The organism is Aquamicrobium aerolatum DSM 21857 (assembly GCF_900113935.1).
Lineage (GTDB): Bacteria > Pseudomonadota > Alphaproteobacteria > Rhizobiales > Rhizobiaceae > Aerobium > Aerobium aerolatum.
Genome location: NZ_FORF01000006.1, coordinates 138,243 through 150,665 on the forward strand (window position 1 = coordinate 138,243; position 12,423 = coordinate 150,665).

Sequence of the window (12,423 nt, forward strand, 5' to 3'; positions counted from 1 at the left end):
CGATCGTTTGAACACGCCGTTCGAAGTAGTATCTGTGCATCCAAAGAGACGAATGCCACGCCGGGGACGAAACGGCAGCAAGGATTTTCAGCATGAGCAATCAAATTGAACTCGGACTCGACACTTTCGGCGACGTCACAGCCGACGAAACCGGTAAACTCAAGTCTCAGGCCCAGGTGTTGCGTGACGTCATCGAGGAAGGCGTCCTGGCGGATCAGGTCGGACTCGATTTCATAGGACTGGGCGAGCACCATCGCGATGACTTTGTCATTTCAGCGCCTGAAGTGGCGCTGGCAGCCATCGCCGCACGGACCGACAAGATCCGCCTCGGCTCTGCGGTAACCGTGCTCAGCTCGGACGAGCCTGTTCGCGTATTTCAGCGGTTTTCGACATTGGACGCCATCTCCAGCGGACGCGCAGAAGTCATTCTGGGACGCGGTTCCTTCACCGAATCTTTTCCGCTGTTCGGCTACGCTCTCAACGACTACGAGACGCTGTTCTCGGAAAAGCTGGACCTGTTTGCGGCGTTGCTGAAGGGCGGGACCATCAACTGGAAAGGTAGTGTACGCCCAGAGATTCGCGATCAGATCGTTTATCCTCCCATCGAGAATGGCACGCTCAAAACGTGGATCGGCGTCGGCGGAAGCCCGGAATCGGTGGTCCGCGCAGTGACCTATGGTTTGCCGATGATGCTTGCGATCATTGGTGGCGAGCCAAAGCGGTTTTTGCCCTTCATCGACCTTTATCACCGAGCCGTCGAACAGATCGGTGGCGACGTGTTGCCTCTGGGCGTCCACTCGCCGGGACATGTTGCAGAAACCGACGAGCAGGCACGCGAGGAGCTTTGGCCGGGTTACGAAGTGCTTCACAACCGGATCGGCGGCGAGCGCGGCTGGGGCCGCACGACACCCGACAGGATGAACATGGAAGCGGACATGGGTTCGCTCTATGTCGGCTCGCCTGAAACCGTAGCGAGAAAGATCGCAACGACGATGAAAACGCTCGGCATTACGCGCTTCGACATGAAGTATGCCAACGGGACCGTGTCCCACGACAAGCTGATGAAAAGCATCGAGCTCTTCGGCACAAAGGTCGCACCAATGGTGCGGGATCTGCTCGCCGGAAAATGATATCGCAGGGAGGCGGCTCAGGCCGCCTCACCCGCCCGCTTGCGCTCGATCTGACCGATCGCATCGACGACAGCGTCGAAGGTCAGCATAGTCGACGTATGGCGCGCCTTATAGTCGCGCACTGGCTCAAGATACTTCAGATCTTCGAAACTGCCTTGCGGTGGAGCGCCGTTTTCCTTCAGCATCCGCAACATCGTTTCCCGCACTTGGCGCAATTCATCCGCAGTCGCGCCCACGATGTGTTCCGCCATGATCGCCGATGAAGCCTGGCCGAGCGCGCACGCTTTAACGTCATGCGCGAAGTCCGTTACGACATCCTTGTCCATTTTCAGATCGATCGTGACGGTAGAGCCGCACAATTTGGAGTGAGCTGTCGCCGTGGCATCCGGATTTTCGAGACGGCCTATCCGCCCGATATTGCCTGCGAAACCCAAAATTTTGGCATTATACACCTCGTCGATCATGGCTTCTTCAATTCCTGCAAAGCGAGATGGATTGTTTATCGGTTGGCATCTTTCATTACCGACCCTGAACCATATATAAGTGCCAGACACCGGCTGGAACAAGCATGCGCGAGTTCGTGCCGTCGCAATACCGACCAGTTTCGGAAACCCGGCACTTCGGGGGATCCGTGCAAGGCGGTGACCGTTCAACTCGCCCCTTCATAGAAAGGGGCTACGGGAGACCCTTTTCATGGACGCCTGCGTCAAAAACATCCCCTTGCAAACTTCGCCTGCTCAAGATCTTTCCAGCCTACAGACCAATCAACGTCCTTCCGCCGCCGAGGTTGAAGCCGCTGTGGGCGTCCTGTTGCGATGGACGGGTGACAATCCGGAACGTGAAGGATTGATCGATACCCCGAAGCGTGTCGCCAAAGCCTATCGCGAAATGTTCTCCGGATACGAGCAGGACCCTGCTGAGGAACTTGGCCGAACCTTCGAGGAAGTCGAAGGCTACGACGACATGGTCCTCATTCGTGACATCTCGTTCCACTCGCATTGTGAACACCACATGGTGCCGATCATCGGCAAGGCGCATGTCGCCTATCTGCCGGACGGCAAGGTTGTGGGGCTGTCAAAGATCGCGCGAACGGTCGACATCTTCGCACATCGACTGCAGACGCAGGAGGCGATGACTGCCCAGATCGCTCATGTGATCCAGGACGTGCTCCAACCTCGCGGCGTCGCTGTTCTGATCGAGGCGGAACATATGTGCATGGCAATGCGCGGAATTCGCAAGCAGGGCTCGACCACATTGACGACCACATTCACCGGTGCGTTCAGGGACCATCCCGAAGAACAGGCTCGCTTCATGATGATGCTGCGCGGCCTGTCCCGCTGACTGGAGCCTTTGGCAACATGGATTTCCCCAGCCAACCAACTGACAAGAGCCTGCTTGAAGAAGGCGCAGCTTTTGCTCCGCGCTTCGATCGCGATGGTCTGATCACCGCTATCGTCACGGATGCGCGCGACGGTGTGCTCCTCATGGTCGCCCACATGAACGCGCTGGCGCTTGGGCTGACCCTTGAGACAGGCATCGCCCACTATTGGTCGCGCTCGCGCGCTCAATTGTGGAAAAAAGGCGAAACCTCCGGAAATCTCCAGCAAGTCGTTGAGATGCGCACGGATTGCGACCAGGACGCGATATTGTTGAAGGTCGAAGTCCTGGGGCATGATGCAACCTGTCATACAGGTCGACGTTCCTGCTTTTACAGGAAAGTCACCTTCGAGGACGGGAATGCAAAGCTCATCGATGACGGGTCGAAGCCGCAGTTCGATCCTGAACAGGTCTACTCGACTACGTCATAAGTCGCGCACTCAGACATCGATTCACTATTTTGATACGCCCGCCCCTTACGTTACCATACGGGGATAGGGAGTATGCATGATGCTTGAATGGGCGTCTTTGCGACGCAGACATGAGGACGGCGGCGGCGGCGCCCTGCCGACAGAACCACCGATAGCGCAGCCAAAACCCCGGAAATCTGGCGTATCTCTTGCCCTGGGCGGCGGCGCCGCGCGTGGCTGGGCCCATATCGGAGTGCTCCGTGCACTCGATGAGGCCGGGGTCGAGATTGACATGATTGCAGGCACCTCCATCGGCGCACTGGTTGGCGGCTGCTATCTGGCTGGCAAGCTGGACGAGCTGGAAGATTTCGCGCGTTCACTGACAAAGCGACGCATGTTCGGTTTGATGGACTGGAGCTTCGGCGGCAACGGCCTGTTGGGCGGAATGAAGCTCAATGCCAAGATGCAGCAGCATATGGCGGGGATTACCTTTGCCGATCTGCCAAAACCCTTCATCTGCGTCGCTGCCGAGATCCGAACCGGCCACGAAATCTGGCTCTCCAGCGGCTCGCTCATAAAGGCAATGCGTGCATCCTATGCACTTCCAGGCGTTTTCGAGCCGGTCATCTGCAACCGCCGGGTGCTCGTTGACGGAGCTTTGGTGAACCCTGTTCCGGTATCGGTGTGTCGCGCACACGAACAACCGCTCGTGGTGGCCGTCAACCTGCACTATGACCTTTTTGGACGCGCTGCCGTGATCAAGCACAGCGCCGACGATGTTGACGAGGAAATTCGTGAACTGACGATCAAGCGCGATGCGGGCGAGCGCGAAACGCGGCTCGGAATTACTGGCGTGATGGTGGAAGCGTTCAACATCATCCAGGACAGGATCGCGCGTGCCCGGATGGCCGGTGACCCGCCCGATCTGGCGCTGATGCCGAAACTTGGGCATATCGGACTGGCGGATTTCCACCGCGCAGATGAGGCGATCCGACTGGGCTACGAGATTGCACGTGCCCATCTTGACGACCTGGAACGCCTGCAAACCGTACTGGCGTAGGCCAACTGCCAACAGCACAAAAAAGCCCGCGATCTTTCGAGCGCGGGCTTTTCGCATTCAAACCCGCTTACTGTGGCAAAGCGAATGCAATGATGTAGTCACCACGCACATCAGAAGCGCGCGAGCCACCCGCCGAAACGACGACATATTGGCGGCCCGTCTTTGGCGACGTGTAGACAAGCGGCGTCACCTGCGTGCCAGCCGGAAGGCGATGCTTCCAGACTTCCTTGCCGGTAGCCAAATCGAACGCCCGGATGTTCTGGTCCAGCGTGCCGGAGTAGAACACAAGCCCGGAAGCGGTCGTCACGGGACCACCGACGGTTGGCATGCCGATAGGCATTGAAAGACCCATCTTGATGCCGAGAGGCCCATTGTCCTCCACGGTGCCAAGCGGAACCTGCCATGCGATCTTCTGGGTCTTCAGATCGATCGCCGTCATCGTGCCATATGGCGGCTCCTGACACGGAACACCCAGCGGCGACATGAAGGTTACCTTGGCAGCACCGTATGGCGTGCCCAACTGGCCCGACAAGCCTTCATGCGATGATGCGGCATCCGCATTGTCAGCAATTTCGCGCGGCACGAGCTGGATGCGATGCGGCGAGCGCGTGTCGTTGAACACGAGATAGCCGGTCGGCTCGTGGATCGAAGAGCTGCCCCAGTTCATGCCACCGAAGAAGCCAGGCCACTGCAGAGAAGCGTCCAGACCGGGAGGCGTGAAGTCACCGTCGTAGCGCAACTTGCGGAACTCGATACGGCAATAGAGCTGATCGAACGGGGTTGCACCCCACATCCGCGCTTCCGTCAGCAGATCCACGCCGATCGCCGGCATGCCCACCGAGTATGGCTGCGTCGGAGCAGTCCAATCGCCCTCGGCAGCGCCCTGAGGAACCGCCTTCTCTTCGACGTCGAAGATCGGCTCACCCGTTGCGCGATCAAGCACAAAGATCTGCCCACGCTTGGTGGTCTGGATCAATGCTGCCTGACTGCCGCCGCTACCGTCGGGAAGATCGTACAGTGCTGGCTGTGAAGGAACGTCATAGTCCCACAGGTCATGGTTGACAGTGCGGAAGTGCCAACGCTCACGGCCGGTCTGGATGTCCAGCGCCACGACTGCAGAAGTATATTCCTCGTCGAAATCACGGCGGTGGCCACCAAAGAAGTCCGGTGTCGCGTTTCCTGTCGGCAGGTAGACAAGGCCGAGCTCAGCGTCGAAAGCCGGGGTCGACCAGACGTTCGGCGTGCCGCGCGTGTAGGTCTCACCTTCCGGCGGGAAACGTGTAATGTCTGGGTTACCGAGATCCCACGCCCATACCAGCTCGCCGGTTTCGGCATCGAACCCGCGCACGACACCTGACGGCAGCCCGACAGCGACGTTATCAACGACCCAGCCGCCAATGACGATGATACCGTTGGCTACTGTCGGAGCGGACGTCTGGAAGTAGAAGCCGGGGCGCACTTCGCCCATGCCGATCTTCAGATCAACCGTCCCGTTGTCGCCGAACTGGGTGCAAACCGCGCCGGTGTCAGCATCCAGCGAGATCAGGCGCGCGTCGATTGTCGTCATCACGATGCGACGCTGGCAGATGGCCTCGGACGATGCCTGGACCTCCTCCGCAGGCGCAGCAGGCGCGTCGACCGTTTCAGCAGCCCCGTCTTCGACGTCCGCGTTCTCTTCCGACGCTTCTGCCGCATCCTGTGCCTGACGGGCTGCTTCTGCGGCAACCTCCTGAGCGCGGATTGTCTGCAGACCAGCAGAGATTTGGCCGGTCGACTCAAAGTAGCTCACACTGCGGCAACGCTGCCACAATGGCGACTCTGCCTTGGGATCGAAGCTCCAGCGCTCGTCGCCAGTGTCGGCATCGAGGGCGTGTACGACGTTGCGAACCGTGCACGCATAAACAGTGTCGCCGATCTGGATCGGGGTGTTCTGATCATTTGCGCCGACGCCGCGGGGATCGAGAGGAACATCGCCATGGCGATACGTCCAGGCAACCTGGAGATCCTTGACGTTGTCCGTCGTGATCTGGGTGTCCGGCGCATAGCGGGTGCCGTGGCCGGTACGCCCATAATGCTGCCAGTCGGAAGGAGCATCGACGTTCTGTGCGATCACTTCAGGCTCGCTGGTCGCGGCAACATAGGGCACCGGCTGAAATGCGCGATATCCCGTAGCTCCCAGGCCAACCAACAACACCGCAACAGCAGCAAGCGACGTACCCCTGCTAATGCGTCGACCACCACGCGTGAGCGCGGGCGCAGCAAGAAACAGAAGCAGGCCGAGTACCGCCGGCGCTACGAGCCGCGAAACCAGTGGCCAGAATTGTACGCCGACTTCCCACAACGACCATGCGATCGATACGGCAAAAACAACGAGAAAAATATAGAGCCCCTGAACATTCCTGCGGGCAACGAGATATGCCGACAGCAGCAATGCAGCGCCAGTTGGTGCGAAGTACCAGGAGCCACCAAGAAAGATAAGCTGAATGCCACCGTAGAGGAGGTAGCCCCCTCCGATAACCATCAGCACGACAATCAGCCATACGGGCCACGGTGCCCAGCTTGATCCGGCTTTATTTTCGGACATGTACAAGCCTTTCGTATTTTCCCAAACGAATCCAGGAAATCATGCCCTCCCACGATCAGTGAATATGCGGCGTCCAGCGAGCTTGTCCAGAGATGAAGACATGCAACATGTGTACAGTCCCCGTTCAGTTTCCTCAAAAATCGCTACGCCAATGCTGCATCCATCACGCGAAACTGGGCTGAGCGTGATCCGTTCCACCAGTTTGAAGACAGGTTTCCGACGATGTGCATCGCCCTGCCGCGGTTTGAAACCAGGAAGTTTCCAAGCTCAGAATCCACGGCGCGAAAAGCCATCGCCTGAAGACGTGCTCCGGTCTGAGACCGCAGTTCCAGACGAAGATGGTTGGCCCCAACCTGTCGCGCATCTGCCAGAGTGTGATGTGGAAGCACCAGCACCGGCTGTGGATGTCCCGAACCGAACGGCCCGGCGTGCTCAAGGGCGTCAAGCAGTGAGAATGTTGCCCCATCCGCGGACAATGCTGCATCTATCTCGATGCATTCCTCATGTCGCAGCCGCGATATGTCGTCGGATGCCCATTGCTCGAAGAAAGCCCGAACATCGCCCAGCTTGTCACGCTGGATGGTAATGCCGGCTGCCATTGCGTGGCCTCCACCCTTGACCAGCAGCCCCTTGTCGACGGCTGCACGCACCATGCGACCAAGGTCGAACCCCGGAATGGATCTGCCAGAGCCCGTTCCGGTGCCGGTAGAGTTGAAATTGATGGCAAAGGCTGGCCGGCGAGCGTGCTCCTTGAGCCGTGCGGCGAGAAGGCCAACAATGCCTGCGTGCCAGCGGTCACTTGCAGTCACGATCACTGACGGCCCTTCACCTGCCGCCAGTTCGACATCTGCTTCGGCCTTGGCCTCCGCCAGCATGGACTGTTCCATCGCCTGACGTTCCTGATTCAGACGATCAAGCGTCTCGGCGACACTCAATGCGGTGACAGGATCGTCGTCCGCGAGCAACCGGCTCCCGAGCGCTGCATCCCCGATTCGTCCACCGGCATTGATGCGTGGTCCGATGATGAACCCGAGATGATAGGGATTGAGAGGTTCGCCGATACGCGACACTCGCGACAACGCGGAAAGGCCAGCGTTGCCCATGCGGCGCATCGCCACCAGCCCCTTGACGACGAATGCCCTGTTGACACCGACCAACGGAACGACATCGCAGACCGTGGCGAGCGCGACCAGATCCAACCAGCCGAGAAGATCAGGAGCTGCCGCTTGTGCTCCACGTTCGCGCAAAACGCTGACAGTGCGGACAAGTGTCACGAACACGACCCCGGCGGCACACAAATGCCCCTGCCCGGACAGATCATCTTCGCGGTTCGGGTTTACGATGGCGATTGCGTCAGGCAGCACGCCACCTACCTGGTGGTGATCTAGAACAACGACATCAGCGCCTGCTTCATTGGCCGCGTCGATGGATGCCGCGCTGTTCGTGCCGCAATCCACCGTGATGATGAGCTTTGCGCCGCGCCCGACAAGCTCGCGCATTGCGTCGGGGTTCGGCCCGTATCCTTCGAAAATTCGGTCCGGAATATAGATCTCGGTCTCGACGCCATAGTGCGTGAGAAATCGCTGCATAAGAGCCGATGACGCCGCGCCATCGACGTCGTAATCGCCAAATATCGCAACCCGCTCGCCCCGCAGAACGGCATCTGCGATGCGGCCGGCCGCCTTGTCCATGTCGGTGAAGGTACGAGGATTGGGAAGCAGATCTCTGATCGTGGGGTCCAGAAAGCGTTCCGCGTCATCCTGTGCCACGCCTCGCCCAGCCAGCACTCGCGCTACGATATCCGGAACGCCATGCCCCTGCGCAATCGCAAGCGCCGTATTTTCCTGACGCAGGTCGAGCCTGTGTACCCAGGCAAGCCCGGACGCGGAACGACGTACATCGAGAAAATAGCGTTTATCAGTCATGACAGCATCCCGTTCATCGCGCGTAAGCTAGTGGCGACGAACGGGTTTGCCAAAGTCTAATCAGAACTTATCCAGATCCTGATGGCGCGCCTTGATCTCGCGCACCGTGCCTGACGAAGAGCGCATGACGATCGTGTGGGTCTGGATCGAATCGCGTCCAAATTTGACCCCAGACAGCATGTTGCCATCCGTCACGCCGGTTGCTGCAAACAGAACATCGCCACGCGCCATATCTTCCATCGCATACACGCGGTTCGGGTCGGAAATACCCATCTTGGCCGCACGCGCGATCTTGTCTTCGGTGTTGAGCAGAAGGCGTCCCTGCATCTGTCCGCCGATGCAACGCAATGCTGCCGCGGCGAGCACCCCTTCAGGCGCGCCGCCGGTACCCATGTAGATGTCGATACCTGTGTCGTCGGGGTTCGTCGTATGGATCACACCAGCAACGTCGCCGTCACCAATCAGCCGGATCGCAGCGCCGGTTGCGCGCACTGCCTCGATCAGGCGTGCGTGACGCGGCCTGTCGAGGATGCAGGCTGTAATCTCATTGACCGGAACGCCCTTGGCTTTCGCGAGGTTCTCGATGTTCTCGATTGCCGGAGCGTCGATATCAACGACACCGGACGCGTAACCCGGCCCGACCGCGATCTTGTCCATATAGACATCTGGCGCATAAAGCAGGCTGCCCTTTTCAGCAATCGCGATGACGGCCAGCGAATTCGGCAGATTTTTGGCACAGATCGTGGTGCCCTCGAGCGGATCAAGCGCGATGTCGACGCTCGGACCATCGCCTGTACCCACTTCTTCACCGATGTAGAGCATCGGCGCCTCGTCGCGTTCGCCCTCGCCAATCACGACCACGCCATTGATAGGCAGACGATTAAGTTCGGAACGCATGGCATCCACAGCAACCTGATCGGCAGCCTTCTCGTCTCCACGACCGCGCAGACGCGCAGCGGCGACAGCGGCGCGCTCGGTGACACGTACGAGTTCGAGGGTGAGGATACGATCAAGACCGGACGAAGCGGTAGATGCCATGACAAATTCCCAAATAAGACGGTTCGCAGTTTAGGTAGCATCCTTTTGGCAAAGCCGTTGTACGACCACAAGTAGCGCGGTGCTTAATTCGGCCCGCCGCGCTCAGGTGAATCGATTAAACTCGAGTGACTGGGGATAAGCACCCGCTTTTACGTACGTTTCTGCCAACGGGCGCGGTATGTGTCGCGGGCCGCCGTCGCGACGAGAGCACATACGATCAGCGCGATGAGAAGCGCGGTCGCAATGCCGAAACGCCTGTCCGGGCCACTGAAAAACACCTCATGCATGATGCGTCCCGGCATGAAAGTGAAGAAGCCTGCGATGACCAGGGCACCGAGGTAGATGCTCTTCATGGTCGCCTGGTGCTCATGAATGTGCCGCTGGCGCGCAGCCGCCACCCCCTTATACAAGAACCATGTGGTGCTGATCGACAGCAAGTGGATCGGGCTCCAGATACCGACCATCTGGATTGCGTGGATGAACATCGACGTGGCGCACACCACGAGCATAAGGACCACCCAGATCTTTCCGCCTGCCCGGTGAAACGCATCTCCTTTGCGTCGGAACAGCACGCAGGCACCGAGCAAAAATGCGAGAACTGCGGAAATCGTATGTATCTGGATGGCAAGCGAGGCTTCGAGTAGAGGCGTCAAGGTCATGAACGTACCTGCGAGATTGTGGAGCTTTTGAAAACAGTGCAGGCTTGACCTGTCTCATCAGATTGCCTCTGTTCAACGCAAACCTCGCAAGCTGCTGGAATTCGTTCGTGAGCCGATCCCCTATGCAATTCGCGAAGCGCCAGTTGAAGGTGACTCTCAGGTCGCCGCTTTTGTGGGTGGCACTTGGCGCCGCCTCAGCCGTCTTCGGGATGGTGGGGCCCTTCGGCACTTACGAAGCGCTGGGGCTGCCTGCCCGGCTTGGATATTGGGCACTCGTAGCGGTTACGACCTATCTGGCAGGATTTCTTTGTGTCACGCTGCTTGAGGCCTGCTTTGCAGCCAACGACATACGACCGTCAACGGCCACTTTTGCTGTCTATGGCGCGATTGCCGGTTTGCCGGTTGCCGCTGTCGTGTGGCTGATCAACATTTGGATCTTCGACGCGAAGGTAATCGGTTTCGGAGCGCTGATCGCCTACACGGTGCCGTTGTCCGCGATTGCATCGGGATGCGTGGCGTATTTTTCGATGACACTTGAAAATACGCAGAAAAGCGAGCCCTCAGCCGTCCCGCAGCGCCCGCCCCTGCTGGAGCGTTTGACACCTGAACGACGCGGTGAGCTCTATTACCTGACGATGCAGGATCACTACGTCGAAGTCGTCACCAGCAAAGGCACGTCGCTGGTGCTTCTTCGACTGGCGGACGCGATCAAGGAAACCGCGCCCCTGGACGGTGTTCAGATTCACCGTTCGCATTGGATCGCGCGCGACGCGGTGCGGGAAACGCAGCGGCAAGGCGATCGCCTGATGATCAAGATGGCGAACGGCGAAACCCTTCCGGTCAGCCGCTCGCGTCGCAATACCCTCAAGGATGCGGGCTTGTTATAGCCGCGTTCGGGCTGCGCGTTCGATTCGGATTACCTGTGGCTTGTCAACCAGATGACCGTCACTGGTGATGCCATCGACCGCCTTGCGGACGGCAGCTTCTGTCGTCTCGTGGGTCACGAGGATCACCGTCTTCTGATCCGCCGAGTTGTGTCCGTTGGCATGCTGGACAATGGATTCCAGTGAAATCTCGTTGTCAGCCATGCGGCGAGCGATTGCGGCGAATACACCAGTGCGATCCGAAACCGTGAGGCGAATGAAATACCCACCTTCGTGGCTGCGCATCTTGGCACGCGTGTAAGGTGCAAGCTCTGTCACCGGACGTCCGAAAACCGGGCCATGCTGGAAACCGGGCCGGCTCTTGGCGATGTCGGCAATGTCGCCGACCACGGCAGAAGCTGTGGCATTGCCGCCGGCACCCGGACCCGACAAAAGCAACTCGCCGAGAATATCTGTCTCGATCGCAACCGCGTTCGTGACACCGTTGACCTGTGCGATCACCGACGCAGTCGGAACCATTGTCGGATGGACGCGCTGCTCGATACCGCTCTCGGTGCGTAGCGCTACCCCAAGCAGCTTGATGCGATATCCAAGGTCCGACGCAGCCCGGATGTCGGCCTGCGTGATGTTGGAAATGCCTTCAAGATAGATGTCGTCAGCAGCGATCTCAGTGCCAAAAGCAAGGCTCGTCAGGATCGACAGCTTATGAGCGGTGTCGTTCCCTTCGATATCGAAAGTCGGATCCGCTTCGGCATAGCCAAGACGCTGGGCGTCAGCGAGGCAATCCTGAAACGAGATGCCTTCTGCTTCCATCCGCGTCAGGATGTAATTGCAGGTGCCGTTGAGGATACCGAAAATGCGCGAGACGGTGTTGCCCGCCATCGATTCACGCATCGTCTTGATGACCGGTATTCCGCCTGCGACGGCCGCTTCGTAGTTGAGAAGCACGCCTTTTTCCTCTGCAATACCAGCAAGAGCCAGTCCGTGCTTGGCAAGCAGCGCCTTGTTGGCGGTAACGACGTGGCGGCCATTTTCCAACGCAACGCGAACGCTCTCGCGTGCTGGCCCCTCATCGCCGCCGATCAGTTCGATAAAGACATCGATGTCGGCGGTTCGCGCCATTTCAACGGGATCATCGAACCAGACCGCGCCTGACAGATCGACACCGCGATCCCGCCCCTTACTGCGAGCGGACACGGCGGTCACGAGGATAGGACGACCGCACTGGCGCGTGAGTTCCGCCGCCTTTTCGGTGAGAACACGCGCGACGCTCGCGCCCACCGTTCCAAGACCGGCAATTCCAACACGCAACGCTTCGCTCATAACCCCGCCACCCTTCGTAACTGTCAGATCTGC

The 12,423-nt window shown here is 59.1% G+C and carries 11 protein-coding genes; 5 read left to right on the plus strand and 6 right to left on the minus strand.

What is annotated here, in order from left to right; genetic code table 11:
* Window positions 1–92: 92 nt before the first annotated feature.
* A complete protein-coding gene (locus tag BMZ42_RS06760; RefSeq protein WP_091520194.1) occupies window positions 93–1,130 on the plus strand; it encodes an LLM class flavin-dependent oxidoreductase in 1,038 nt (345 codons plus the stop codon).
* Between the two features lie 17 nt (window positions 1,131–1,147).
* Here BMZ42_RS06760 and BMZ42_RS06765 read toward each other — a convergent pair whose 3' ends face one another.
* Window positions 1,148–1,594: an iron-sulfur cluster assembly scaffold protein gene (locus BMZ42_RS06765; RefSeq protein WP_091520196.1), complete on the minus strand. Its 447-nt coding sequence runs from the start codon at window positions 1,592–1,594 to the stop codon at window positions 1,148–1,150.
* A gap of 229 nt (window positions 1,595–1,823) precedes the next feature.
* On the opposite strand from BMZ42_RS06765, the gene folE reads away from it, so the two are divergent.
* The 3 genes from folE (at window position 1,824) to BMZ42_RS06780 (ending at window position 3,977) form a co-directional block, all read left to right on the plus strand.
* Window positions 1,824–2,471 (plus strand): GTP cyclohydrolase I FolE, encoded by a 648-nt coding sequence (folE, locus tag BMZ42_RS06770; RefSeq protein ID WP_091520198.1) that lies wholly within the window; start codon window positions 1,824–1,826, stop codon window positions 2,469–2,471.
* A 17-nt stretch (window positions 2,472–2,488) separates the two neighbouring features.
* Window positions 2,489–2,938, plus strand: a complete 450-nt coding sequence (hisI, locus tag BMZ42_RS06775) for a phosphoribosyl-AMP cyclohydrolase (RefSeq protein WP_091520201.1) — start codon at window positions 2,489–2,491, stop codon at window positions 2,936–2,938.
* A 79-nt stretch (window positions 2,939–3,017) separates the two neighbouring features.
* On the plus strand, window positions 3,018–3,977 hold the full coding sequence (locus tag BMZ42_RS06780; protein ID WP_091520327.1) for a patatin-like phospholipase family protein: 960 nt from the start codon (window positions 3,018–3,020) through the stop codon (window positions 3,975–3,977).
* Between the two features lie 67 nt (window positions 3,978–4,044).
* On the opposite strand, the gene BMZ42_RS06785 is transcribed toward BMZ42_RS06780, so the two are convergent.
* From BMZ42_RS06785 to BMZ42_RS06800, 4 genes are all read right to left on the minus strand, one after another.
* The gene (locus tag BMZ42_RS06785) at window positions 4,045–6,561 is read right to left on the minus strand and encodes a membrane-bound PQQ-dependent dehydrogenase, glucose/quinate/shikimate family (protein ID WP_091520203.1); all 2,517 of its coding nucleotides are present in this window, start codon (window positions 6,559–6,561) and stop codon (window positions 4,045–4,047) included.
* A 143-nt stretch (window positions 6,562–6,704) separates the two neighbouring features.
* On the minus strand, window positions 6,705–8,486 hold the full coding sequence (recJ, locus tag BMZ42_RS06790) for a single-stranded-DNA-specific exonuclease RecJ (RefSeq protein ID WP_091520206.1): 1,782 nt from the start codon (window positions 8,484–8,486) through the stop codon (window positions 6,705–6,707).
* A gap of 60 nt (window positions 8,487–8,546) precedes the next feature.
* On the minus strand, window positions 8,547–9,524 hold the full coding sequence (gene glpX, locus BMZ42_RS06795) for a class II fructose-bisphosphatase (protein ID WP_091520207.1): 978 nt from the start codon (window positions 9,522–9,524) through the stop codon (window positions 8,547–8,549).
* Between the two features lie 149 nt (window positions 9,525–9,673).
* Window positions 9,674–10,183, minus strand: coding sequence for a DUF2306 domain-containing protein (locus tag BMZ42_RS06800; protein ID WP_091520210.1), 510 nt, complete (start codon window positions 10,181–10,183; stop codon window positions 9,674–9,676).
* A gap of 107 nt (window positions 10,184–10,290) precedes the next feature.
* On the opposite strand from BMZ42_RS06800, the gene BMZ42_RS06805 reads away from it, so the two are divergent.
* A complete protein-coding gene (locus BMZ42_RS06805) occupies window positions 10,291–11,070 on the plus strand; it encodes a LytTR family DNA-binding domain-containing protein (protein ID WP_139207873.1) in 780 nt (259 codons plus the stop codon).
* On the opposite strand, the gene BMZ42_RS06810 is transcribed toward BMZ42_RS06805, so the two are convergent.
* Window positions 11,065–12,390 carry a homoserine dehydrogenase gene (locus BMZ42_RS06810; protein ID WP_091520214.1) on the minus strand — a complete coding sequence of 442 codons (1,326 nt, stop codon included), beginning with the start codon at window positions 12,388–12,390 and terminating at the stop codon, window positions 11,065–11,067. The genes BMZ42_RS06805 and BMZ42_RS06810 overlap by 6 nt on opposite strands.
* Between the last annotated feature and the right edge of the window lie 33 nt (window positions 12,391–12,423).